At 55.6% G+C, this 25,245-nt stretch carries 23 protein-coding genes and 1 riboswitch; of the genes, 16 read left to right on the top strand and 7 right to left on the bottom strand.

Features of this window, described 5'->3' with window-relative positions; genetic code table 11:
* Positions 1–747: 747 nt before the first annotated feature.
* Positions 748–1,164, bottom strand: coding sequence for a hypothetical protein (locus ABF287_RS04065; protein WP_338023238.1), 417 nt, complete (start codon positions 1,162–1,164; stop codon positions 748–750).
* 383 nt (positions 1,165–1,547) lie between these two features.
* Here ABF287_RS04065 and ABF287_RS04060 point away from each other — a divergent pair, with 383 nt between their 5' ends.
* Together ABF287_RS04060 and ABF287_RS04055 are read left to right on the top strand one after the other, a co-directional pair.
* On the top strand, positions 1,548–1,760 hold the full coding sequence (locus ABF287_RS04060; protein WP_347183745.1) for a helix-turn-helix transcriptional regulator: 213 nt from the start codon (positions 1,548–1,550) through the stop codon (positions 1,758–1,760).
* A gap of 2 nt (positions 1,761–1,762) precedes the next feature.
* On the top strand, positions 1,763–1,963 hold the full coding sequence (locus ABF287_RS04055) for a hypothetical protein (RefSeq protein WP_347183744.1): 201 nt from the start codon (positions 1,763–1,765) through the stop codon (positions 1,961–1,963).
* Positions 1,964–2,200: 237 nt separating this feature from the next.
* On the opposite strand, the gene ABF287_RS04050 is transcribed toward ABF287_RS04055, so the two are convergent.
* Complete coding sequence (locus ABF287_RS04050; RefSeq protein WP_347183743.1) at positions 2,201–3,118, bottom strand: LysR substrate-binding domain-containing protein; 918 nt, start codon at positions 3,116–3,118, stop codon at positions 2,201–2,203.
* 182 nt (positions 3,119–3,300) lie between these two features.
* Between ABF287_RS04050 and ABF287_RS04045 the strand changes: the two genes are divergently transcribed.
* The 11 genes from ABF287_RS04045 (at position 3,301) to ABF287_RS03995 (ending at position 15,741) form a co-directional block, all read left to right on the top strand.
* A complete protein-coding gene (locus tag ABF287_RS04045) occupies positions 3,301–4,806 on the top strand; it encodes an ABC transporter substrate-binding protein (protein WP_347183742.1) in 1,506 nt (501 codons plus the stop codon).
* 60 nt (positions 4,807–4,866) lie between these two features.
* Positions 4,867–5,781, top strand: coding sequence for an ABC transporter permease (locus ABF287_RS04040; RefSeq protein ID WP_347183741.1), 915 nt, complete (start codon positions 4,867–4,869; stop codon positions 5,779–5,781).
* A 4-nt stretch (positions 5,782–5,785) separates the two neighbouring features.
* Positions 5,786–6,712: an ABC transporter permease gene (locus ABF287_RS04035; protein WP_347183740.1), complete on the top strand. Its 927-nt coding sequence runs from the start codon at positions 5,786–5,788 to the stop codon at positions 6,710–6,712.
* Positions 6,705–8,336, top strand: a complete 1,632-nt coding sequence (locus tag ABF287_RS04030) for an ABC transporter ATP-binding protein (protein ID WP_347183739.1) — start codon at positions 6,705–6,707, stop codon at positions 8,334–8,336. Before ABF287_RS04035 ends, ABF287_RS04030 begins: the two co-directional genes overlap by 8 nt.
* The gene (locus ABF287_RS04025; protein WP_347183738.1) at positions 8,333–9,304 is read left to right on the top strand and encodes a 2-hydroxyacid dehydrogenase; all 972 of its coding nucleotides are present in this window, start codon (positions 8,333–8,335) and stop codon (positions 9,302–9,304) included. The genes ABF287_RS04030 and ABF287_RS04025 overlap by 4 nt, the downstream gene beginning before the upstream one ends.
* Entirely contained in the window at positions 9,301–10,341 is a 1,041-nt protein-coding gene (locus ABF287_RS04020; RefSeq protein WP_347183737.1) for a DUF475 domain-containing protein, read from the top strand. The genes ABF287_RS04025 and ABF287_RS04020 overlap by 4 nt, the downstream gene beginning before the upstream one ends.
* A gap of 41 nt (positions 10,342–10,382) precedes the next feature.
* Positions 10,383–11,108, top strand: coding sequence for a ribonuclease activity regulator RraA (locus ABF287_RS04015; protein WP_347183746.1), 726 nt, complete (start codon positions 10,383–10,385; stop codon positions 11,106–11,108).
* A gap of 61 nt (positions 11,109–11,169) precedes the next feature.
* The gene (locus ABF287_RS04010) at positions 11,170–12,684 is read left to right on the top strand and encodes an aldehyde dehydrogenase (NADP(+)) (RefSeq protein ID WP_347183736.1); all 1,515 of its coding nucleotides are present in this window, start codon (positions 11,170–11,172) and stop codon (positions 12,682–12,684) included.
* A 56-nt stretch (positions 12,685–12,740) separates the two neighbouring features.
* On the top strand, positions 12,741–13,691 hold the full coding sequence (locus ABF287_RS04005) for a tripartite tricarboxylate transporter substrate binding protein (protein WP_347183735.1): 951 nt from the start codon (positions 12,741–12,743) through the stop codon (positions 13,689–13,691).
* Between the two features lie 83 nt (positions 13,692–13,774).
* Positions 13,775–14,236 (top strand): tripartite tricarboxylate transporter TctB family protein, encoded by a 462-nt coding sequence (locus ABF287_RS04000; RefSeq protein WP_347183734.1) that lies wholly within the window; start codon positions 13,775–13,777, stop codon positions 14,234–14,236.
* Positions 14,236–15,741, top strand: a complete 1,506-nt coding sequence (locus tag ABF287_RS03995; RefSeq protein WP_347183733.1) for a tripartite tricarboxylate transporter permease — start codon at positions 14,236–14,238, stop codon at positions 15,739–15,741. Before ABF287_RS04000 ends, ABF287_RS03995 begins: the two co-directional genes overlap by 1 nt.
* 517 nt (positions 15,742–16,258) lie before the next feature.
* On the opposite strand, the gene ABF287_RS03990 is transcribed toward ABF287_RS03995, so the two are convergent.
* The 4 genes from ABF287_RS03990 to betI all read right to left on the bottom strand — a co-directional run bounded on the left by ABF287_RS03990 (position 16,259) and on the right by betI (position 21,645).
* Positions 16,259–17,362, bottom strand: coding sequence for a putative urea ABC transporter substrate-binding protein (locus ABF287_RS03990; protein WP_347183732.1), 1,104 nt, complete (start codon positions 17,360–17,362; stop codon positions 16,259–16,261).
* A 93-nt stretch (positions 17,363–17,455) separates the two neighbouring features.
* Positions 17,456–17,567: riboswitch (guanidine-I (ykkC/yxkD leader) on the bottom strand.
* A gap of 317 nt (positions 17,568–17,884) precedes the next feature.
* A complete protein-coding gene (gene betA, locus ABF287_RS03985) occupies positions 17,885–19,534 on the bottom strand; it encodes a choline dehydrogenase (protein WP_347183731.1) in 1,650 nt (549 codons plus the stop codon).
* An 11-nt stretch (positions 19,535–19,545) separates the two neighbouring features.
* The gene (betB, locus tag ABF287_RS03980) at positions 19,546–20,997 is read right to left on the bottom strand and encodes a betaine-aldehyde dehydrogenase (protein ID WP_347183730.1); all 1,452 of its coding nucleotides are present in this window, start codon (positions 20,995–20,997) and stop codon (positions 19,546–19,548) included.
* 57 nt (positions 20,998–21,054) lie between these two features.
* A complete protein-coding gene (gene betI / locus ABF287_RS03975; protein WP_347183729.1) occupies positions 21,055–21,645 on the bottom strand; it encodes a transcriptional regulator BetI in 591 nt (196 codons plus the stop codon).
* A gap of 78 nt (positions 21,646–21,723) precedes the next feature.
* Between betI and choX the strand changes: the two genes are divergently transcribed.
* The 3 genes from choX to choV are packed head-to-tail and all read left to right on the top strand — an operon-like array spanning position 21,724 to position 24,567.
* Positions 21,724–22,653, top strand: coding sequence for a choline ABC transporter substrate-binding protein (choX, locus tag ABF287_RS03970; protein WP_347183728.1), 930 nt, complete (start codon positions 21,724–21,726; stop codon positions 22,651–22,653).
* A gap of 52 nt (positions 22,654–22,705) precedes the next feature.
* Positions 22,706–23,539, top strand: a complete 834-nt coding sequence (choW, locus tag ABF287_RS03965; RefSeq protein WP_347183727.1) for a choline ABC transporter permease subunit — start codon at positions 22,706–22,708, stop codon at positions 23,537–23,539.
* On the top strand, positions 23,536–24,567 hold the full coding sequence (choV, locus tag ABF287_RS03960; RefSeq protein ID WP_347183726.1) for a choline ABC transporter ATP-binding protein: 1,032 nt from the start codon (positions 23,536–23,538) through the stop codon (positions 24,565–24,567). Before choW ends, choV begins: the two co-directional genes overlap by 4 nt.
* Before the next feature lie 35 nt (positions 24,568–24,602).
* Here choV and ABF287_RS03955 read toward each other — a convergent pair.
* On the bottom strand, positions 24,603–25,245 hold a 643-nt coding region (locus ABF287_RS03955), incomplete at its 5' end, for an L-serine ammonia-lyase, iron-sulfur-dependent, subunit alpha (protein ID WP_347183725.1).

Below are 25,245 nucleotides of genomic sequence, written 5' to 3'. Positions count from 1 at the left end.
CATCGACGATGACACTGCCATCAGGCTTGATCTCGAACTTTGCGCGCTGCCAACCTGCCTCCCGCGCCTCGCGGATAAAGGCTGAGGCCGCTTGTTTCGCTTTTGTCTGTGCACTTGCTTTGGTCATCGTCTCGACACCTCTCTCACCTCGTTAACAACGCGCATTATCACACTGATTCATATTGATATTTCCAATTGAACCGAGTGCGGAACGCCTGTCCTTCGCCGCGCGAATGGCTCGGATAACTTCAGAGTTTTGGGAGTTGCCATTGCGATCGGACTCCGCCTTAATCCACTCCTTGAGCTCTTGCGGAAGCCGAAGCTGCATTGGTTTACGACTATTCATGAAACGCCTCCAGGTTGAAAACATACCCCGTTAGTGGCACTTAGCCACTATTGCGTCAATCGAATTTTATGGCACAGTGCCACTATGTCAGAACAAAGTGCTCAAAATCAGGACAAGTTCATCGTGCGATTGCCGGATGGCCTTCGTCACCGGATACGGCTCGCGGCCGAGAGCAACCACCGTAGCATGAACGCTGAGGTCGTTGCCCTCCTTGAAGAAAACTACCCCGCGCCAGTCCCGGAAAACATCAGCGACCCCGCAGCCCGAATGCTATTCTGGCTCGCCAAACGAATCCGACGGAGAAGCCCGCAACCGGGCTCACCCAGAGACAAGCAAGCCGCCCTATACGAGCGTATTGCGGGCGATATTTCGGAACGCATGAAGGATATCGGGGAATAGCCTTAGTAGGCCACCCACTCGTATCCATGGTTGCCTTCGTGATCTTCCCATTCAACGCCAACCCCGCGTCGCCAATTCGATGACGAACAGCGCCGCGACGGCAGCACCCACTGCGGGGCCGCCGCTGGTGTCGTGCGTTGCCAACCGAATTCGCCCTGCGTGCCATAGGTCCCGAGGAGAATATTGTAGCTCTCAGAACAGTCATCGTCGCGACCGCGTTCGCGATGGCTGTAGTACCGAACATCCCAGACGCGGATCGAGCGCACGAAATCGAATTCCAGACCACTGATGTCGATATCGGCACCGCCTTCGACCACCTGCGCTAAAATGAATTGACCAAGGTTCTCTCCCGTTAGAGTGCTTGCGTCCCAAACTCGTGGTGCCGTGCTTTGCAACGGACCTCGCTCTGCAACCCCCATCGGACACCGCCAGATCTGCAACGGCGGCTCGATCGGCCAAGGCGTAATCCGCCTAATGAAAACCGCACGAGCATGGGCACATTCTGCTGAAGCTGGCCACCCGCCAGCCAGGCAAAGCAGAATGGCGCAATCAACTTGGTAGGCTTTTGCTGCCTGCGGAGCCAAGCTGGAAACGACACTTATGGCGACCCCGCCAAGCAAATATCGGATGGATTTGAGCCACATATCAATAAGCGCCTTTCGATTTCACTACTATAATATTGATGGTTGTTGCCCAACTTCGCCCCGCACACCATATGCGAGCAAGCGAATAGATCCACTCGCGCGCGCTTTGTGGAATATATTCCGTAGAGCAATTCTTGTGATCTGGCCGAATACAGGTCATGAAATTGAGGGAACAAGTAGGGTTAAATATCCGGAATCTAATAAATTCCAGAGGATTGAGCCAAGAACAATTAGCTTTAGCTGCTGACCTGGATCGCAGCTATATCAGCGAGATCGAGCTCGCGAAATTCTCAGCATCGATCGATGTTCCAGAGCGGATCGCGTATGCTCTCGAGGTCACTCCCAAGGAATTGTTTAACGAGAGGGGCTAGTTTTGCCCGAATTTGAGAGTGGTCGCACAACCGCCGAAGCCATCGGCCGCATAACGTGCATCAAAACAGGCGACGAAATCGGCCTACTTTATCTGTGGGATAACGGCGACACGCAGGCCGCGCTGCACGAAGACGGCCTGCTTCGATCGACAATCTGCCCAGAGCAACAGGCAGGACCGGACCTTGGTGCAAATCGCGGCTAAGGGCCGGAATGAGCCCTAATGGGCAAGTGCTGCAAAGATCCTGAACTGAAAGTGTGAATAGAAAGCAGACCTTTGTTGCGCTTCCAGAATTGTAGACGCTCTTTTCGAAAGCTGGCATAGCGGAATCGGCCGGGTTGCTGGGTTTGTCCAGCCGCCGCGTGTGCAACAGTCCACTTCTGTCTTGTGAACATCCTCTCAGAGCGATGATCCCATTCAAACAACTTGATTTCTTTGTTGCTAGTCCGACTCCCTGAACGGCGCGAGAGTGTCGATTATCAGGCTCTTTACGCGTTCGTGGAGCGCTGATTCCTGTCCTGATTTTGTGACCAGGTACATGTCGGAGCGAAACTGTTTAGGCAACTCAACATCTCTGAATACGATGTTGGGCAACCGCATCACCTGCACCGATTTCGGAACGATAGCAAAGCCCAATCCATGGTTCACCATGTTGATAACGGCATGTGTTTGGCTGGCCTCAATGCGGGTTTGGGGGGTGATTCCGCAAGCCAGGAACATGGCAGTGAGCGTCTCCATCAGGAACCCACCCCGGTCTTTTGTGAAGGACACGAAGGGCTCTCCATCGAAATCTGAAATGGTTAGTTCCGTTTTTTCGGCGAGGGGGTGCGATTCTGGGATCGCCATCACAAAGGGTTCGTTGACCACCCTGAACCGTTCGATTTCTCCGCGGGGTTGCTCCATTCTGGTCAGGCCAAAATCGATACGCCCTGAGCGCTGTGACTCAATGACTTCATACCCCATCATTTCTATTGGGGTGATGCCGACATTGGGCAAGAGTTCTGCCATCCGCTTTGCGATCAAGGGGATGAACTGAATGGCTGCAGAAGGCACAAAACCGATTGAAACATTCCCAAGTTCGCCACGTTCTGCCTGACGTGCATTCAGGATAGCGTGTTCGGATCGTTGAATAATATCGATCGCACTGTGGTAAAAGCTTTCGCCGGCAGAGGTGAGGCGAACGTATTTGTTGCTGCGCTCCAGCAGGACCAGGCCGATGCGCTCTTCAAGGATTTTTATCTGTCTTGAAAGCGGCGGTTGCGTCATGTTCAGACGCGCAGCTGCCCGGCTGAAGCTCAGCTCTTCAGCCACCGCCACAAAGCACCTCATTTGGAAAAACTCAAACTGTCCCTGGGCCATTTTGATTCTGCTTATAATTTAGGCTGCAAATTTATTTATGATACAAATCCTGTATCGTTGCAATCCAAATTTGAAATTTACATTCCCCCGGTCCTTCCCAAGTTTACAAGGCGCAACATCAGCGCCCCGATGCAAATCTGCGGTTTGGGTGCTTGCTACCTTGGATACTTTGGGAGGACCAAATGAACCGGAAATCACACATTATGGCATTGTCGCTGCTTGCTTCGACTGTCGCCTTTGGGGCGCAAGCCCAGAACAATTCAGTCACGGTTGTACTGTCGGAAGAGCTTGAAATCGTCGAGCCCTGTTCGGCAACAAAATCCAACGTCGGCCGGGTTCTGTTTCAGAACATCTCGGAAACCGTGACCGAGATGGACCCCAAGACCGGGCTGCAGCCGCGTCTGGCCGAGAGCTGGGAGGACATGGGCAACGGAACCTGGCGCTTTAACCTGCGTCAGGGTGTTACCTTCAGCGACGGGTCGGCAATGGATGCCGAAGACGTCGCGCATTCGCTGAAACGTATGAAATCCGAGGCCATTGCCTGTGAAATCGGTGCAAAATTCTTTGGCGGCATCGAGATCACCTCGAACGTCGTTGATCCGCATACTCTGGACGTGACGGCCAACCCGGCCCAGCCGATCCTGCCGATGCTGATGTCGACAGTGACCGTGACCACTTCGGACACACCGATGGACAAATTTGTCGATCATCCGATTGGAACCGGCCCCTATACGTTCGACGAATATGCCCGCGGACAGCACATCAAACTATCCGCCAACCCGAACTACTGGGGAGAGCAGCCCACAGTGCAATCGGCCACCTATGTGTTCCGCTCGGACAGCTCGGTTCGCGCCGCTATGGTTGCTGCGGGTGAAGCTGACATTGCGCCCAATATCGCGTTGCAGGATGCCAGCGACCCGGCAATGGATTTCTCGTATCCGAACTCGGAAACAGTGTTTCTGCGTCTCGAGCATGCCTATCCGCCGCTCAACGATCGTCGCGTTCGTGAAGCGTTGAACCTGGCAGTTGATCGCGAGGCCTTTGTCGGCACCATTCTGGCGAACGGCACATTGCTGGCAACCGGTATCACGCCGCCCTCGACCGTTGGCTATGACCATGATCTGAAGCCATATGCATATGACCCTGAGCGCGCCAAAGCTCTCTTGGCCGAAGCCAAGGCGGATGGTGTCCCGGTGGACGCAGAGATCACCCTGATCGGTCGTATCAATAACTTTGCCAATGTTCTGGAAACCATGGAAGCTCTGCACGCCATGTATCAGGATGTCGGTTTTAACATGAAGCTTGAGATGGTCGAAGTGGCTGAATGGCTCGAGCGTTATGCCAAGCCTTTCCCGGCAGACCGTGGCCCTGAAATCATTGAAGCGCAGCACGACAACGCCAATGGCGATCCTGTGTTCTCCATGTACTTCAAGTACCACTCAGAAGGTCAGCAATCGGGCCTGACGGACCCCAAGGTTGATGCCCTCATTGCCGAGGCAACGGCAGCCACCGGTGACGCGCGTGCCGCCAAGTGGAGCGAGCTGTTCGGCTACATCCACGAAGAGGTGATTGCAGACGTCATGTTGTTCCACATGGTTGGCTTTAGCCGCGTCAATGACCGTCTCGACTTTGCTCCGACGATCCGCACCAACAGCGAACTGCAGCTGTCGCAGATCGAGTTCAAGTAAGCGGAACCGGCTCGCGGGCAACACCTGCCCGCGAGCACCTCAATCCAAAGGTCATTTGCTATGATGAAATTCCTGGGAAAACGCGCGGTCGCCAGTGCTATCTCGCTTGTCGGGCTGATCCTGCTGGTGTTTTTCCTGAGCCGCCTGACAGGTGACCCGACCGGTCTCTATCTGCCGCTGGACGCCTCGGAAGAAAGCCGCAATCAGTTCCGGGAAATTCACGGGCTGAACGACCCGCTGATCGTGCAGTTCTTTTCTTACATGGGTGATCTTGTCCGTCTTGATTTTGGCGACTCGATCCGGCGCTCGGAACCTGCAATCGACGTTGTGCTGCGCGGGTTTGCTTGGACACTGCAACTGGCGCTGATCACGATGTCGCTGGTCGTCGCGCTGGCCATCGTGGTTGGATCACTGGCCGCGTATCACGTCGGTGGCATCTTCGACCGGATCGCCACGTTCTTTTCCCTGATCGGCGCTAGTGCCCCTGATTTCTGGGTCGCCATCGTCGCCATCGTCATCTTCTCGGTCACACTGGGCTGGGTGCCCACGTCGGGCACGGGAAGTGTCTGGCATTGGATCTTGCCGATCACGGTGCTCTTCATCCGCCCCTTTGGCCTGATCGTGCAGATCGTCCGAGGGTCAATGATAACCGCACTTGGATCGGCTTATGTCAAAACCGCCCGCGCAAAGGGTGTCAAAAATCGTCCCATCATTTTTGTACATGCCCTGCGCAATGCCTTGCTGCCCGTCATCACGGTGATTGGCGATCAGGCCGCAGCGCTGCTGAATGGCGCCGTCGTGGTCGAGACCATCTTTGGGTTCCCCGGCGTCGGAAAGCTGATGATCGATTCCATCCTGCAACGTGATTTCACCGTTGTCATGGCCGCGATCATGGTCACTGCAATGGCGATTTTCCTCATGAATATCGTGATCGACATTCTCTACTCGATCCTCGATCCCCGCATCAGGTACTGATTTCATGTCCCACTCTGATCAAACCATTCCGGATATCCCGGACGCCCCAAATCCGGTCCTGCGGATCGTGCGGATGCTTTGGGCCGACAAGTTCGCCTTTGTCTCGGCGCTGTTTTTGCTGCTGATCCTGTTCTGCGCTGTCTTCGGACCACTTCTGCTGGAAGATGTCGCCACCAAGCAAAACCTGCGTGGACGTAACGCGCCTCCGTTTGATTTCTCCAAGCACTGGCTATTCTGGCTGGGTGGGGACGCGCTTGGGCGGCCATTGCTGGCGCGGATCGTCGTGGCGGCCCAAAACACAATCTTTGTTGCGGCAGGTGCGGTTTTCTTTTCGCTGCTGATCGGCACCAGCCTCGGATTGATCGCAGGCTACACCTCAAAAACCCTGAGCCAGGTCATCATGCGGCTGGCGGACATCATCATGTCCTTTCCATCGCTTCTGCTGGCCGTGATCGTTTTGTTCATGCTGGAAAGCTCGGTGTTCAATCTGGTGATCGTTTTGGCGATCACGCGCATCCCGGTCTACCTCAGGACCGCACGAGCAGAGACGCTCGAAGTGCGGGAACGTATGTTTGTTCAGGCTGCTCGGGTCATGGGCGCCTCGACCAAGCGGATTGTGTTTCGCCACATTCTGCCTGTGGTGTTTCCGACACTGGTGACCATTGCCACTCTCGATTTCGCCTTTGTCATGCTGGCTGAATCGTCTCTGTCGTTTCTCGGCATTGGCATCCAGCCACCCGAAATCACCTGGGGTCTGATGGTGTCTCAGGGACGCCCCTATCTGACAACTGCCTGGTGGCTTTCGTTCTGGCCTGGCCTCGCGATCATCCTGACGACCCTGTCGCTGAACCTTTTGTCACATTGGCTGCGGACCGCCTTGGATCCCGCACAACGCTGGCGCCTTGAAAATGTGGGGAAGAAAAATGGATGAACGTCTTCTTGAGGTTCGCAATCTTTCAGTAAGTTTCCACACCTCACATGGCACAGTCCACGCGGTGCGTGACGTGAGCTGGCATCTGGATCGCGGAGAAACACTGGCCATTCTGGGCGAATCCGGATCAGGCAAATCGGTTTCGGCCTCGGCCATTCTGAACCTGATCGACATGCCGCCCGGAGAGATCACTTCTGGCGAAATCCTGTTTGAACATCAGAACTTGCTGGAGATGTCCGCCGAACAGCGGCGCGAATTGAATGGCCATCGGATCGCAATGATCTTTCAGGATCCGCTCAGCCACCTGAACCCGGTCTATTCCATCGGTTTCCAAATTGCCGAAACCATGTCGGCCCACGGCATCAGCAAATCCGAGACCCGGACCCGTACAATTGAATTGCTGAACCGGGTCGGAATTCCCGAGGCTGAAACCAAAATCGACGCCTATCCGCACCAGTTCTCAGGGGGGCAGCGCCAACGCATCATGATCGCGATGGCCTTGGCTCTGAAACCTGACATCCTGATCGCGGATGAGCCAACCACAGCCCTTGATGTAACAGTGCAGGCGCAAATCCTGACTTTGCTCGAAGAGTTGCAGGAAGAAACCGGTATGGGGCTTTTGCTGATCACTCATGATCTGGGTGTTGTCGCCGAAGTGGCTGATCGTGTTGTGGTGATGAATGCTGGCCGGATCGTGGAAACCGGCAGTGCGCGGGAAGTTTATCACAATCCGCAACACCCCTACACCAAGAACCTTATTTCTGCCGTGCCCGGAAGCGGTGATATGGCTGGTCAACTGGATAGCGCGGTTCAACCAATCCTCGAAATCAAGGGGCTGACAAAGCTCTACGAAGCCTTTGTCGCGTTGGAAGACGCCAGTCTTACGGTCATGCCGGGTGAATCCGTGGCCATCGTTGGCGAATCCGGGTCGGGAAAATCCACCCTGGCAAAAACGCTGTTGCGACTTGAGGATGCAACCGCAGGCTCGGCGCTGTTTGAGGGTCGTGATCTGGTCAGCATGAGCCCGAAAGAACTGTTCGATATCCGCCGTGACATCCAGATGGTGTTTCAGGACCCCACGCAATCACTCAATCCCCGGATGTCGATCTTTAAAATCATCTCCGAAGCCTTCGTCATTCACCCAGAGATTCTGCCCAAAAGCCAATGGAAATCGCGGGTCTGCGAATTGCTGGAGCAGGTTGGGCTCAAGGCGGAGCATATGCATCGCTATCCGCACCAGTTTTCCGGCGGACAGCGCCAGCGCATTGCCATTGCCCGCGCTCTGGCGCTCGAGCCGAAACTCATCATCTGTGACGAGGCGGTTTCCGCTCTGGACGTCTCTATCCAGGCGCAGGTGCTGGATCTGCTGACGGAATTGCAGAATGAACTGGGCCTGAGCTATTTGTTCATTGCCCATGACCTCCCCTTGGTTCGCGATTTCGCGCACCGGGTTATCGTGATGAAAAACGGCAGGATTGTTGAACAGGGGCCGGTCGGGCAAATCTTCGACGCCCCGCGCGAAGAATACACCCGCAACCTGATTGCCGCGAGCCTGAGCCCGGATCCCGACATACAGGCCAAACGGCGCGCTGCCTTGCGTGAACTGCAGGAGCTTTCAGCATGACAAAACCAGATCTTTTGGTCATGTCCCCGATCTGGCCATCGGCAATCGACACGCTTGCTGCACAATTCACGCTGCACCGCTATGACCTCGCCGAGGACAAATTAGCGTTGTTGAAAGCGGTCGGCCAGAACTGCCGCGCCGTCATCATCAACGGCAATTATCAACTTGGCGTCGCAGAACTTGCGTTCCTCCCGAGGTTGGAAATCGTCGCCTGCACGACGGCCGGATTTGAAAAACTGGACCATGACGCTCTGCAGCAACGCGGCATCGCCCTGACCAACGCCTCGCTTGCGTTGAAGGATGACGTTGCAGACACGGCTCTGATGTTGGTTTTGGCCTCGTTCAAGGATCTGGTCCGGGCGGATGCCTATGTCCGCCAAGGCCAATGGCAGCACCAAGGCCCTTATCCGCTTTTGACTGCCCTCAAGGGCAAGCGCGCAGGCATCCTCGGGCTGGGCACAATCGGCAGGGAAATCGCCTCACGACTGGAAGCAGTGCGGATGACGATTGGGTACTGCACACGTCGCCCGCAGGATGTGGAACACACCTATTTCACCGATGCGCTTTCGTTGGCGGACTGGTGCGATGTTTTGATCGTTGCGATTCCGGGCGGGGCTGAAACCAAAGGGCTCATTGATCAGGCAATCCTGAAGAAACTGGGATCACAAGGCACCCTGATCAATATCTCTCGTGGTAGTGTCGTGGACGAAGCTGCGCTGATCGCATGTTTGAAATCCGGGACATTGGGTGCTGCCGGGCTGGACGTCTACCAGAACGAACCGACCCCAAATCCGGACCTGACGGACCTGCCCAACGTCGTGCTCTATCCCCATCACGCCAGCGGCACGGTCGAGACGCGTTGCGCCATGACCGAGCTGGCAGTTGAAAATCTAGCCGCGCACTTTGCGGGCACCCGTCCCATTTCCCCAGTAAACAGCAGCGTTCAGCATAGCAGGGCAGCACAATGAACCAGACGTTCACCTATTTTCGATGGCCATTTCTGTTCACGGCGGCTGGGTTGGTGCTGGCCTATTGGCTGGGTTACCAGACCACCGGAACCGTCGGGGGAGCGATGTCGTTTTTCCTGATCGGAACGGCTCTGGCCATCCTTGAGATTTCGCTGAGCTTCGACAACGCCATCGTCAACGCCAACATTCTGGAAACGATGGAGCCCAAGTGGCAGCAAAGGTTCCTGACGTGGGGCATCCTCATCGCCGTCTTCGGAATGCGGATTATTTTCCCTCTGGCGGTTGTCGCCGTTGCGGCAAAAATCGGACCAATATCGGCCATCGTCCTGGCCGCGTCGGACCCACATGAATACGCGCGGATCATGGAAGAGTCCCACATCGGGATTTCTGCTTTCGGCGGCACATTCCTGATGATGGTCGCCCTGACATACTTCATCGATCAGTCCAAAGAAGTCGACTGGATCCGGATGATCGAATGCCGTTTGCGCAGCTGGGCATCGATCCGGGGGCTGGAAATAGCCCTGGTTCTGTTCACCGCCCTGATCGTTTCGATCTCTCTTCCCGGACATGAAAGTGCCACCTTCCTGTTTGCGGCAGTTTGCGGCCTTGTGACCTTCCTCGCCGTTGAATTGCTCGGCCACTTTCTGGATGCGGAAAAAGAGGTTCAAAGCCTTGCAGCCAAGGGTGGTCTGGGCGCGTTCCTTTATCTCGAAGTGCTTGATGCCAGCTTTTCCTTTGATGGCGTGATCGGCGCCTTTGCCCTGACCCAAAACCTGTTTCTGATAGCCATCGGCCTTGGCATCGGCGCTTTTTATGTTCGCTCAATGACCATCATGCTGGTCGAGCGAAAGATGCTGACGCAATTCCGCTATCTCGAGCACGGCGCATTTTATTCGGTGCTGGTCCTGTCCGTCATCATGTACGCGCAATCCCTCTGGCATGTGCCTGAACTCTTCACAGGCCTGATAGGCGCAACCTTCATTTGCCTCTCGCTGTATTCGTCTATTCGTCACAACAAACTGGATCAGAACATATGACCGTCGCACCCAACATCAGCAAAGACCTGAAAGGAAACCCAATGTCCGAACATCCGTTGAAACCCGAGACCCGAGAGTTGCTTGAAAAGGTTTCAGTCGCGACACTGGCGACCGTCATGTACAAGCACGGCCTGCGCAATCAGGTGATCCAGGATGTCCGGCCGCTGTCGCGCAAGGGAAAGAACATGGTAGGTCCGGCGTTTACGCTGCGCTACATGCCCGCGCGCGAAGATCGCAATCAGCTGGAAGAATTCCGCAATCCCGAACACCCGCAGCGACACGCGGTTGAGATCTGCCCTCCGGGTCATGTGATGGTGATGGACAGCCGCAAAAGCGCCTATGCAGCTTCTGCCGGGGACATTCTGATCAATCGCCTGATGGCACGTGGTGTTGCCGGTGTTGTGACCGATGGAGGGTTCCGAGATGCCATGAATATCGCCGAACTGGATATCCCGTCCTATCACAATCGCCCGGCCAGCCTGACCAATCTGACCACCAACGAGGCTATCGACATCAACGTCCCTATCGGGTGCGGAGATGCGCCGGTCTTCCCCGGAGACATCCTGGTTGGCGACGACGACAGCATCATCGTCATTCCGGCTCATCTCGCGGACGAGGCTGCAGAAGTGGCGACCGAAATGACCGCATATGAGGATTTTGTCCTGAGCAAGGTCCAGGCGGGAGCCTCGATCATTGGACTTTATCCGGCGACCAAGCAGGAGAACCTCGATGAGTTCAAACAGTGGCGTGCAAAACACGGGCGGTAATCAGCTCGCGTCTGTCGTCCGTTTCAAACCAATTCCAAACTTTAAAGTGTGAGCCTGAAAAATGACCTTCGAACCCCACGGAAAACACCTGATTGCCGGCGCTTGGCTTGCCGGTGAGGCCCAGTTTGCCTCGACCCCCGCACATGGGCCAGCGCATCGTTTTTCCGTTGGCACGCCTGCCCACGTTGATATGGCCTGCCAGTCCGCAGAAGACGCTTTCTGGTCTTATGGGTATGCATCGCGCCAGGACCGTGCCGACTTTTTGAACGCGATTGCCGACGAAATCGAAGCGCGCGGCGAAGCGATCACCGAGATCGGCACGCAGGAAACCGGACTCCCAGAGGCGCGCCTGCAAGGTGAGCGCGGGCGGACAACGGGGCAGCTGCGCCTGTTCGCAGCGCATATACTGGCGGGCGATTACCTTGACCGTCGCCATGACGCCGCACTGCCTGATCGCGCGCCATTGCCGCGACCGGACCTGAAAATGGTCCAGCGCCCAATCGGACCGGTGGCTGTGTTTGGTGCCTCCAACTTCCCGCTCGCGTTTTCCACGGCTGGTGGCGACACCGCCGCTGCGCTTGCTGCCGGATGTCCCGTGGTTGTGAAAGGCCACAGCGCGCATCCCGGAACCGGTGAAATCGTCGCCGAAGCCATCGCCGCAGCGATCACCAAATGCGGCCTGCACCCTGGTGTCTTTTCGCTGATCCAGGGGGGCAAACGTGATGTCGGGACGGCGCTGGTACAGCACCCACTGATCAATGCCGTTGGCTTTACCGGATCGCTTGGCGGGGGCCGCGCCCTGTTTGACCTCTGTGCGCAGCGCGACAATCCGATCCCGTTCTTTGGTGAGCTTGGCTCGGTTAACCCAATGTTCCTTTTGCCCGCGGCCTTGAAAGCCCGTGGTCAGTCGCTTGCCGAAGGTTGGGCGGGGTCGCTCTCGATGGGTGCGGGTCAGTTCTGCACCAATCCCGGCGTTGCTGTGGTCATCGAAGGCGCGGACACAGACGCTTTTGTCAACGCCACCAGAGAGGCGCTGAACCCCATCGGCGCCCAGACCATGCTGACAGACGGTATCGCCGAGGCCTATCGGCAGGGTCGTGACCGGATTGCCGGAACCGTTGGCGTGCAGGAAGTCCTGACATCAACCTGCGATTTGCGAAATGCGACCCCTTATCTGTTTGCCACCACTGGTGCCGAATGGCTGCGTAACGAGACACTGGGGGAAGAAGTCTTTGGTCCGCTGGGCCTGATCGTCCGCGTAAAAGATATCGACGAAATGATGGACGTGGCGAAATCGCTACAAGGCCAGTTGACCTGCACGCTGCACATGGATTCTGATGATGTTGAGATCGGGCAGCGCCTGATGCCGGTTCTGGAACGCAAGGCAGGGCGTGTGCTGGCCAATGGTTTCCCGACCGGCGTCGAGGTTTGTGACACCATGGTGCATGGCGGCCCTTATCCTGCCTCAACGAATTTTGGCGCAACCTCGGTGGGCACATTGTCGATCCGCCGTTTCCTGCGGCCTGTTTGCTACCAAAATCTACCCAACGACCTACTGCCAGAGGGTTTGCGATAAGCAGAATGGCTGGTTTTGGAAACAAAAAACACCGTTATGAGAAGGAGGAAAAACTCATGAAAATTTTGAAGAATGCCCTGCTGGGAGCAGGTCTGCTGATCTCCACTTTTGCCGGGGCTGCAGTGGCCTGGGAACCTGAAAAACCGATCAAGATCTATGTTGGTTTCTCGCCGGGTGGCGGTACCGATATTGTAGCCCGGTCTATTGTTGCTTCGGCGCAAGAGTTCTTTCCGGTTCCGCTAGTTGTCGTCAACCGTCCCGGTGCTGGTGGCGTCCTTGCCGCCGAGTTCGTGAAGAACCAAAAGGCTGACGGTTACTCTCTGTTGGTTGCTGGCGGCAGCGAAAGCACCTCGGTACCGAACCACCGCAAAGTCAACTATGACATCGTTGAGGATTTCGACGGCGTCATTCGACTGATCCGCTCGCGGCTGTTCATCTGCGCCCCGACAGACAGTGAGTTTTCCACCGTAGCCGAGCTGAAATCCGTGGCTGAAGCCAATCCCGGAAAAATCACCTATGGCAGCTCCGGCCAGGGCTCGATCACGCACTCGGCCGTTCTGGTGCTTGAAAAGGCACTGGGAGTCGAGTTCCAGCACGTGCCTTATAAAGGTGGTGCGCCGGCCATTGCAGCGATGCTTGGTGGCCACGTGGACTTTACCGTCTGCGGCCCGGAAGATGCGCAGGCACAGGTCGCCGCTGGCAACATCCAACTAATCGCGACGTCATCGGAATCGCGCTACCCCGGCTTCCCAGACGTTCCTAACTATAAGGAGTTGGGTTACGACGTTTCCGTCGACAACCAAAAGGGCCTCATTGCTCCTGCTGGCACTCCCGAAGAAGTTCTGCAATATCTGCACGATCACTTCAAAATGGGTCTCGACAGCATTGTCTGGGAGAAAATGGCAGGCAAGCTCAAGCTCGAAACCTCATATCTGAGCGGCCCGGACTTTGAGAGCAATATGGTTGAAATGTCAGCTCATATTGGTCGCGCCGTGAACGGCGAATAAGCTCGATATACGAAAAGCACGGGCGCTCTGATTGTGCGCCCGTGCTATCATCCCTGCAGCGCAGTCATTCAAGGAAATCGACCATGCCCAATCGCTTGTTCGGTGTCACCATCGCAGCCCTGTCCATCCTTTTTCTGATGTACGCTGTGCCAACTATCGATTCTGACCAAGGGTTCTTTTCCGTGGGGCCAAAACTGTTTCCCAATATTGGTGGCAGCCTGACGTTAATCTTCGGCCTGCTGATCGCGCTGCAAAAGAACGGCGAAACTGAGACCGCTGCCTTGCAAACCAAAGACGCCCGCGTGTCTCTCGGTTTGGTGCTGGGCATCACGCTTGGCTTTATTCTGTTGCTCTCACAGCTTGGATTCCTGATTTCCGTTTTCCTGACGCTGGCGGCATTCCTTGTGGTGTTCGGTGAGCGACGTGTCAGAGTCATTCTTCCAGTCGCACTCGGTGTCCCGGTTGTGGTTCACCTGATCTTTCTCAATCTGTTCGCGCTCGAACTGCCAACTGGGCCGCTCGATTTTCTGCTCGGAGGTCTGTAATGGACGCCTTTCTTTCCGCACTTGTCACGGTTCTTGAACCTGGAAACCTGGTGATCCTGTTTCTGGCCACAATCGCCGGGCTGACGCTTGGTGCCATTCCCGGCCTGACCGTGGTTATGGCCATCGCACTGGCTGTTCCGATGACGTTGTGGATGGAAACAGTGCCCGCGATGATGCTGCTGATCGGGCTTTACGGATCTGGGATTTACAGCGGCAGTATCTCGGCCATTCTGATCAACGCGCCCGGCACACCTGCCTCTGCCGCAACCGGTCTTGATGGCTATGCGATGGCAAAGCAGGGCCGACCGCTGAAAGCCCTGCGACTGGCGCTTTGGGCTTCGGTTTTTGGGGGGCTTGTCAGTATCATTCTCCTGGTGCTGATCGCTCCGCAACTGGCGCAAGTTGCTCTGAAATTTGGCCCGGCAGAACTCGCCTCTCTGCTCATTTTTTCGCTCACTTTGATCGGCATTCTCTCAGGCGGCTCCATGGCCAAAGGGCTGTTGGCTGCTGCCTTGGGCATGTTGATCGCAACCATAGGCGCCGATCCCATGCTGTCGGTCCCAAGGTTCACACTTGGCTACACGGAACTGTGGGATGGTTTTTCCTTCATTCCCGTTCTTATTGGTCTGTTTGCCATCGCGGAACTGTTTGAGCAGGGCGCGCAACGCTTCAAAGACGCGGATGACGCCATCAGCATCTCGCACACAGACAGCAACATGAACCGGATTTCCAAAGAGGAAGTCCGCAAATGCGCTGTCCCTGCCGTGCGGTCCAGCCTGATCGGCTCGCTCATCGGAGCATTGCCAGGATTGAGCGCATCGATCGCCGCATTTCTCGCCTATGCCGTCACCAAACGCGTGTCCAAAACACCTGAAGAGTTGGGCAAAGGCTCGGTTGAGGGCATCGTCTCGGCGGAATCTGCCAATAACGCGGTGACCGGTTCCGCGATGATCCCCTTACTGGCGCTGGCAATTCCAGGTGACCCGCCCACTGCGATCTTGCTGGGGGCTTTGCTTATCCAAGGCGTCACACCCGGCCCGATGATCTTTACGTTCCACCCTGAGGTAGTTTACTCGATCTATCTCATTCTTTTCGTCGCTCTGGTGTTTCTCGCGATCATCGCGAGCTTTGCCATCAAACCCATCACACATGTCCTGCGCGTTCCCAAGCATATCCTCTTCCCAATCATTCTGGTGATGTGCGTGGCCGGCAGCTATTCCATGCGCAGCAACATTTTCGACGTCTATGTCATGTTCGGTGCCGGGGTGCTTGGCTATATTTTGCGGCTCTTTTCTGTCCCGATTGCACCACTTCTGATCGCCTTCATTCTGACGTCCCCATTTGAAGAGGCGCTGCGACAAGCGCTGATCGGGTCGAATGGCAGTCTGATGGTTTTCATTCAAAAGCCGATCTCGGCAGCCTTCCTCGGTCTGGCTGCCCTAATGGTCGCGTCGGTGATGCTTCGCGGCAGAAAGGAGGCAAAGGCCAAATCCTCTCTGCAGTGATTTTCGTTCTACCCGCCGTCGGTGGAGTAAAGGCGCGCTAGGTCCAGATTTCTGCAATTGTTTCTAGTGCAACCGGGAAAATCTGTTTTGTCGGCAAAGTTATTGCCAAACGAGAGGATTTTTTGAATGCCTGATAGACCGAAACCAGAGTACGCTGACGCACAATCTTTCAATGGTCGGGAAAGTGCGATAGCGGCCTTTTGAACAACCGCAGCAAAAGGAAGCTAAGTCCCGCTTAGCTGCCGTCGATGCCCCGCGCAGCTAAGGTCCGGTAAGAGCCCATAGTATCGGATGCTGCGCAATCTAAGAATGGGTGCGAACCGCGCTTTGCTGCCATTGGTCATGGCATGGGAGGCCCATAGGAGACATTGGTTGTGTCTGCCCGCGCTGCATTGCGGCTTCGCCGAACAAGCCGCGCGTTGCGTTTTTACGATATCTCATCAGGTGAACTCACACACTGCGAACAAACTTGCCATTTTGCCAAATTGGAAAAGCAGGCGCAAACAGATCAGACCTCTCAACCGGTTTCTGTGGCGAGTGTCACGTCAAATTCAACGTGTAGAAAAGGTTCCGTCACTTTTCCAGAGAGGGCCATTCCATGCGGGAAATCAGACGCCTGTTTCTTGTGATATCTCATCACAAGGTCATCACGAACGCCAAACACCGTGTCCTGATCCAGATACGGGTCGTCTTCGGGGAAAATCTCGGTGACCAAAGTGCGGTATCCGGGCGCTTTCACGATGTAATGCAGATGTGACGGACGCCAGGGGTGGCGGCCACAGGCGCGTAGAATGTCGCCAACCGGGCCATCAGACGGCACGGTGTATTCCACGGGTTTCACCGTGGTGAAGCTGTAACGCCCATCATCGCCAGCAGCCATCAAGCCCATGACCTCATACCAAGCGCCTGCGACAGCTTTGCCGAACGCAGGGTTGTCCGCCAAAGTTTCGGTGTTCACCACCATCAAGTCCAAGATTTCACCTGGGAACATAGAGCTGTCGAACAACACGTTGGCGTCAGGGTTCGAGCCAGTGATTTCAGACACCAACGGGTTCCACGTCACCACGGCTTCGACATCGCTTGTGGCATAAGCCGCGATCATATCGGCGTCAGAGGTGTTGATCACGGCGTCCAGATCGGCCTCTTCCAAGCCTACAGTTTCAAGCCCGCGTGCCAGCAAGTAATGCGACACAGAGAGTTCCACCAAGTTCACAGGCTTGCCTTTAAGGTCGGCCAAACCGCCCTCGCCTTTCAAGATCACCGCGTCATTGCCGTTGGAATAATCGCCGATGATCAAAGCTGTGGTGTCAACGCCGCCGCCTGACGGAATGGACAGCGTGTCCATGTTGGTGGCGGACACACCGTCAAAGGCACCCGCCGTGTATTGGTTGATGGATTCAACGTAATCGTTGATTTGAACGATATCGACGGTGATGCCGTATTTGTCGGCCCATTTGTTCATGATGCCACTGTCTTCCAAATAGCCCCATGGCATCCAACCGACATAAATCGACCATGCCAGTTTGAAATCTGTTTTTTCTTCAGCAGCAAGCGGTGCGGCGAGCGCGGATACCAATCCAGCTGAGAGCGCCGTAGCGGATAGAATGTTCTTGAGTGTCATGACTGTCCCCGTTGTGCGTTCCGCCGTTTTAAATTGGGTTTCGCTGCGCTGGCGGAACAAGAAAGATAGGGCGCGGGCAAAACCTGCGCAGTAACCTCCCGGGATTTTGCCCCGCCGTGTGCCTATGCGGATTGTGCCGCCTAGGTGATGCTTCTCGGACCAGACTTTGATGATGTCATCAAACGGAACCCTAAGCATCCTGCCCCTTCATTCAGGGGCAAGGGCTGTCTCACAATCAACTTGTCTGTCGCATCACAGTGATTTTCAGGTGCATTTGCCTAGAATATCCACGTTTCATCAAGTTTTGCCCAGTTTTTACGCGCATTCATCGCCCCGTACGGCGTCAAAGAGACTCGCAGACACCCCACCAAGCCTGTAAATCCGTGTGCTGAGGTGCAGATTTCTGCAGCTTCAAACACCGCTAAGGCACGTATGTCGAATTTCGCACGCCAGTGCATCAGTGGAAAACCACTCGCTCACAGCACGCCCGCACGCCCAAAGACGCGCAGGCAGAGCCGACGTTTAGCGCTGCTTTGTTTGCCAGTTTGGATGAATCCAAGGTTTGGCGTTCGACGCAGGCAACGGCTCTTTGCCCAAGATATGATCAGACGCTTTTTCGCCCACCATGATCGAGGGCGCATTCAGATTGCCATTGGTGATCTGCGGGAAAATTGAGCTGTCAGCCAAGCGCAGGCCCTCGACGCCAATCACGCGATTGAGCGGATCAACCACTGCCATTGGATCATCACGCTGACCCATTCGGCACGTTCCACAGGGGTGATAGGCGCTTTCTGCATGTTCGCGAATAAAGGCGTCGATCTCATCATCCGTTTGCACATCAGCACCCGGTTGAATTTCGTGTTTTGCATAGCGTGAAAAAGCGTCTTGCCCGAAAATCTCGCGGGTCAGACGGATACAAGTCCGAAATTCGTCCCAGTCTTTTTCCTGCGACATGTAGTTGAAAAAGATACGCGGTGCCTCGGTGGGGTCTTTGGATTTCAGGGTCACTTCACCGCGCGATATGGACCGCATGGGGCCGGTATGCGCTTGAAACCCATGACCTTCGGCGGCGGCTTTGCCGTCATAGCGCACGGCAATTGGCAAAAAGTGATACTGAATATCGGGGTACTCAAGCCCCGCTTCTGAGCGAATGAAGGCCGCACTTTCAAACTGGTTGGACGCGCCCAAACCGGTCTTCGTAAACAACCACCGCGCGCCGATCACGGCTTTGGAAATCAGGTTCCAATATTTGTACAGCGTGATTGGCAGCTTGGAGGCGAACTGCATGTACACTTCCAAGTGATCTTGCAGGTTTTTACCCACGCCTGGGCGGTCGGCTTTGACCTCAATCCCAAGAGCGGACAGTTCATCCGCAGGGCCAACACCGGATTGCAGCAAGATTTTGGGCGAATTGATCGAGCCTGCTGACAGAACCACTTCGCGATTGGCGCGAATGAATGTGCCGTCCGCCAAACGCACGCCCGTGGCGCGCCCGTCTTCGATGTCGATCTTATCGACGAGACCACGGATAATATCGCAATTGTCACGTTTCAACGCAGGTCTCAGGTAAGCATTGGCGGCAGACCAGCGGCGGCCCTTGTAAACGGTTTGCTCCATCGGGCCAAAGCCCTCTTGCTTTTCGCCGTTGTAGTCGTCTGTGGTCTCATAGCCTGCTTGACGCCCTGCATCGACAAAGGCCTGAAACAGCGGGTTTTTGCGTGGACCACGGGTGACATGCAAAGGCCCGTCTGTGCCGCGCCATTCAGGATCGCCGCCATGGCCACCATCGTGCCACGTTTCCATGCGTTTGTAATAGGGCAGCACATCGGCATAGGACCAGCCGTCAGCGCCCATTTCGGCCCAAGTGTCAAAGTCACGCGCATGGCCGCGCACATAGACCATTCCGTTGATCGACGACGATCCACCGATGACTTTGCCACGCGGCGTGGCCAAGCGGCGGTTGTCCAAATGCGGCTCTGGTTCTGACTGATAGCCCCAATCATAGTGGCTCATATTCATGGGATAGGACAAGGCCGCAGGCATTTGAATGAACGGGCCCACATCGGTGCCGCCGTGTTCAATGACCAAAACGGATGCGCCGGACTCCGACAGGCGATACGCCATGGCAGAGCCTGCGCTGCCCGCGCCGATGATGACAAAATCAGCTTCCATGAGCGTCTTTCCTAGAATGCGGCTTCGACGGGGGTCATGCCCACGTAGACGGATTTCAATTGTGAATAGTGGTCAATCGCGGCTTGCGCATTTTCGCGCCCCACACCTGAGGCTTTGACGCCGCCAAACGGCATCTCAATCGGCGTCAGATTGTAGGTGTTGATCCAGCATGTGCCCGCCTCAAACCCAGCCACAACACGGTGCGCGCGGGTCAGATCGCTGGTAAACACGCCAGCAGCCAGACCGAATTCGGTGTCATTCGCGCGGGCGAGAACTTCTTCTTCGGTGTCAAAAGTCAGCACGGACATGACAGGTCCGAAAATCTCTTCGCGTGCGATTGACATTTCATCCGTGACATCAGCGAACACAGTGGGTTCAAGGAACAGCCCGCCGCGTGCATGGGCTTTGCCGCCCGTCACAAGTGTCGCGCCCTCATCGAGACCTTTTTGGATGTACCCCAGCGTGATGTCGACTTGGGTCTGGTTCACCATGGGGCCAAAGTTTGTGGCCTCATCCAGTGGATCACCGATGGTTGCTTTCTCAGTGCGCTCTTTCAGACGCGCAAGGAAGGCAGGCAAGATATCGCGCTGCACAAACACCCGTGTGCCGTTGGAACAGATCTGACCAGAGGAATAGAAATTCGCATTTATTGACGCACTGACTGCATCTTCCAAGCTCGCATCATCAAAGATGATCAAAGGCGACTTGCCGCCAAGCTCCATCGTCACGTGCTTCATGCCCTCGGCTGCAGCAGCGTAGACCTTGCGCCCCGTTGGCACGGAACCTGTCAAAGACACCTTGTCGACGCGTGTGTCCGTGACCAAAGCCGCGCCCACATCGCCAAAGCCTTGCACGACGTTGAACACACCCGCAGGCAAGCCCGCCTCGATCAGAATCTCTGCAAGTTTGAGCGCGCTAAGCGGTGTGACTTCGGAGGGCTTGAACACCATTGTATTGCCGCAAGCCAGCGCAGGCGCGGCTTTCCAGCACGCAATCTGAATTGGGTAATTCCACGCCCCGATGCCCACGCAGAGCCCCAAAGGTTCGCGCACGGTGTAGGCAAAATCGGCCCCCAATTGGATGTGATCCCCTGTCAGACCCGCCGCAATTGCGCCAAAATATTCCAAACAATCCGCACCAGAAGCCGCGTCCGCCACAAGCGTTTCTTGCAGAGGTTTGCCTGTGTCCATGGTTTCCAAGACAGACAATTCATGATTGCGCTCGCGGATGATGTCGGCGGCGCGGCGCAAGATGCGGCCCCGCTCAGACCCTGTCATCGCAGCCCAATCAGCGCGCGCAGCATCGGCGGCCTTGAGGGCTTGTTCAGTGACATCCGCAGTCGCGGAATGCAGCGTCGCAATGGTCTCGCCCGTTGCAGGGTAAGTGGACACGAGCGGCGCACCTTTGGTGTCTTCGACATATTGACCACCGATAAAGTGGCTGGCTTTGGGTTGAGTTTGCATCTTTTGTGCGTCCTTTTGCTCAGTGGTCGGCCGTAGAAATCAAATTGATGGGCTGCATCATGTGCGCGGCCCGTGTTCGGAAAGGTTGAGCCTTAGGTATTCAAGCGCGATCCGTTCGGGGTGCTGGGCTTCATTTTTAGCGCCGCGCAGAACCCAACGGACATAGCCGCCGTCAATAATGGCAGCGATGCCTTCGGCAATCGTTTCGGCCTTTTCGGGGGCCAGTTTGCGCAACTCGTGTCGCAAATTCGATTCGAGACGGCTGTGATAAATCTTCAAAAGACGTCTGACGTCCTCTGATTTTTGCGCGAAAACATAAAAGTTCAGCCATGCGCTAATTGTTTCTTGGCGCATATTGAGGTCCGAAAAGCTGGTGCGAATGATGATTTCGACCCGCTCTAAAGGGTCGTCTACGCCCTTCAGGTTTTTAGAAAATTCTGCGCCCAGCTGTATTAAGATGTGGTGCATCGCCGCGACGAACATCTGGTTTTTGCTTCCAAAATAATGATGTGCTAAAGCCGTAGACATGCCTGCTCGCTTGGCAATTTGACTGACGGTGACATCCATGGTTCCGGAGTGCCCAATCTCTGAGATGACCGCCTCGACCAAGGCGGAACTTCTAATAGGTTGCATTCCGATTTTAGGCATTATGTCCCTCAGCTGTTGTCAAATACGATCAAGCACACTTTAATTGACTCATCAATCAAAATAACAGGGATGTAAATAATGCTTCGCACAACTGCACTTGCACTGGTCCTCGCGGCCTCTGCCGGCCACGCCTTTGCTGACTCTTCATGTGACGTCGTCCGTTTCTCAGATGTTGGCTGGACCGATATCACCGCGACAACAGCTGCAACGTCTGCGGTGCTTGAGGCACTCGGATATGAAACAACCACCGACATCTTGTCTGTGCCCGTGACCTACGCGTCTATGGCCGAAGGGGACATCGATGTGTTCCTTGGCAACTGGATGCCAACAATGGAAGGCGATATCGCGACCTACCGCGAGGCTGGCACCGTTGACACTGTGCGCACCAACTTGACCGGCGCAAAATACACATTGGCGACAAACGCAGCGGGCGTCGCGGCTGGCATCACTGATTTTGCATCCATCGCCACAGCAATGGATGCGCTCAATGGCAAGATTTACGGCATCGAAGCAGGCAACGACGGCAACCGTTTGATCCAAGACATGATCGACAGCAACGCCTTTGGTCTGGACGGCTTTGAGGTTGTTGAAAGCTCCGAGCAAGGCATGTTGGCGCAGGTTGAGCGCGCCGACGACCGCGACGAAGCAGTTGTGTTCTTGGGCTGGGAACCACACCCGATGAACGCCAACTTTGACATGACGTATTTGCCAGGTGGTGACGATTACTTTGGACCTGACCTTGGTGGCGCTATCGTGGCAACAAACACCCGTGCTGGCTATGTGGCAGATTGCCCAAACACCGGCAAATTGTTGCAGAACCTTGAGTTCTCTCTCGCGATGGAAAACGAAATCATGGGCGCGATCTTGAACGATGGCGTTGATCCAGAGGACGCGGCCAAAGCGTGGTTGGCTGCCAACCCAGAAACATGGACACCTTGGCTTGACGGTGTGACGACAAAAGACGGCGGCGACGCGGTTGCTGCTGTCACGTCAGCGATGGGCATGTAAAGTGAAGTCGGGGCTGCGGAAACGCGGCCCCGAATTTCGATAAGAGGGTGGTATGGATTTTCTAAAAGACTTTAAGATTCCGATGGGCGACATGTCTGAAATGATCGTCGATTGGCTCAAAGACAATGCGCGCCCTTTTTTCGATACTTTAAGCGACGGTTTGGAATGGATGATCGACGGTATCGTCTGGCTGCTACAAGCGCCGCCTGCGATCGTGATTATCTTGTTGTTCGTGGCGCTGACATGGGTGCTGCAACGGTCTTGGAAGACCTGCGTTTTGGTGGCTGTGTGTCTGCTGTTTATCATCAACCAAGATTACTGGGATGAGGCGACGGACAGTCTTGCGCTTGTGTTATCGTCTTGCGTTGTCTGTATGGGCGTCGGCGTGCCAATTGGGATTTTCCTCGCGCACCGACCGCGCGCCTATCAAGCGATCAGCCCGCTGTTGGACCTGATGCAAACCCTGCCCACCTTTGTGTATTTGATTCCGGCCATTGTGTTCTTTGGCCTTGGGATGGTGCCTGGTCTGTTTGCAACCGTCATCTTCGTCTTGCCTGCGCCGATCCGATTGACCTATTTGGGCGTGTCGAAAACGCCGGTTAACTTGCTGGAAGCCGCCGAAGCCTTTGGCGGCACCAAGCGGCAAATCCTTTGGAAAGTCGAACTGCCCTATGCGTTTCCGCAAATCATGGCGGGTTTGAACCAAGTGATCATGTTGTCTCTGTCGATGGTGGTTATCGCGGCCTATGTCGGGGCCGATGGATTGGGCAAACCGGTCGTACGCGCGCTGGGGCGCAATGATCCGGGACTTGGGTTCGAGTCAGGCTTCGTGATCGTTGCTGTCGCAATTATGCTGGATAGAATGCTGCGGGTGAAAACCAAATGAGCCATACAAAAACTGCGGTCACTTTCGACAATGTGTCTATTGTTTTCGGTGACAAACCCGAGATCGCCCTGCCCCATATGGACGACGGGAAAACCCGCAAAGAAGTGCAAGACGCCACCAAGCAAGTGCTGGGTGTGCACAACTGTTCTTTGGATGTCAAAGAGGGCGAGATCTTGGTGCTTATGGGCCTGTCTGGCTCGGGCAAGTCGACATTGCTGCGCGCTGTAAACGGGTTAAACCCTGTTGTGCGCGGCGAAGTTCGCATCAACGACGGCACCGAAATGGTCAGTGTCACCAACGCTTCTGAGGCGAAATTGCGCAAACTGCGCCAATCTCGTGTTGCGATGGTGTTCCAACAATTCGGCCTTTTGCCATGGCGCACCGTGCGTGAAAACGTCGGGCTGGGGCTGGAACTCGCGGGCGTGCCCAAGGCGGATTACAATCGCCAAGTGGATGCGCAGCTTGAGTTGGTGAACTTGTCGGACTGGGCGCACAGCAAAGTGTCAGAGCTGTCTGGCGGCATGCAGCAACGTGTGGGTCTGGCGCGCGCCTTTGCGACTGACGCACCGATTTTGTTGATGGACGAGCCGTTTTCGGCCCTTGATCCTTTGATCCGCAATCACTTGCAAGATGAGCTGATTGAGCTGCAACAAAAGCTCAAACGCACGATCATTTTTGTGAGCCACGATTTGGACGAAGCGTTCAAATTGGGCGACCGCATTGCGATCATGGAAGGCGGGCGCATTGTGCAATGTGGCTCCCCGAAAGAGATCTTTACCAACCCCGCTGACGACTATGTGCAAGAGTTCGTCAACCACATGAATCCGCTGGGTGTGCTGACGGCTTTGGATGCGGTCGAGGTGACAAAGGGCGAATATACAAAAACCGTGTCTGCGAGCATGCCGATCAAAGATTTGATCGCATTGTTAGTAGAATACGAAGGCTCAGTTGGCGTGACCAAGAACGGCAAGATCATCGGTGAAGTGAGCCAAGAAAGCGTGCTCAAAGAGCTTGCCGACAAAAGCTAATCTGGCGGCCTTGAAGCCCGAACACCCTTCGGGTTTCAGCACTCTGGCAAGTTGACTGCGATGCCACCTGTGGAAGTTTCTTTGTACTTCAGGTTCATATCGCGGCCGGTTTCCAGCATCACTTGGATGCAATTGTCCAGCGGCATGATGTGATCCCCGTCCCCGCGCAGCGCCAATGAGGCGGCAGAAACAGCCTTGATCGCGCCCAGCGCGTTGCGCTCAATACAGGGCACTTGCACAAGCCCCGCGGCAGGATCGCAGGTCATGCCAAGGTGATGTTCCAGCGCAATTTCGGCGGCATTTTCAATCTGCGCATTGCTCCCCCCAAGGGCCGAACACAGGCCTGCAGCGGCCATCGCAGCGGCGGAGCCAACTTCGCCCTGACACCCTACTTCTGCGCCTGAAATCGAGGCATTGGTTTTGATCAACCCGCCGATGGCAGCGGCGACCAGCAACAGATCGCGGCAGCCACTTTGTGTGGCACCGATACAATGATCGCGGTAGTAGCGCAGCACAGACGGCACAACGCCCGCAGCGCCGTTGGTGGGAGATGTCACCACGCGCCCACCGGCTGCATTTTCCTCATTCACCGCCATGGCATAAACGCTCAACCAGTCATTGACTTGATGCGGCTGCGCAAGGTTGTAGCCTTTTTCAGCTTGCAGTTTTTCATGGATT

Origin of the sequence: Pacificibacter sp. (genome assembly GCF_039769035.1) — a bacterium.
Lineage (GTDB): Bacteria > Pseudomonadota > Alphaproteobacteria > Rhodobacterales > Rhodobacteraceae > Celeribacter.
Note: the sequence above shows the minus strand (reverse complement) of the source record. Positions and strands in the feature narration are given on the sequence as shown.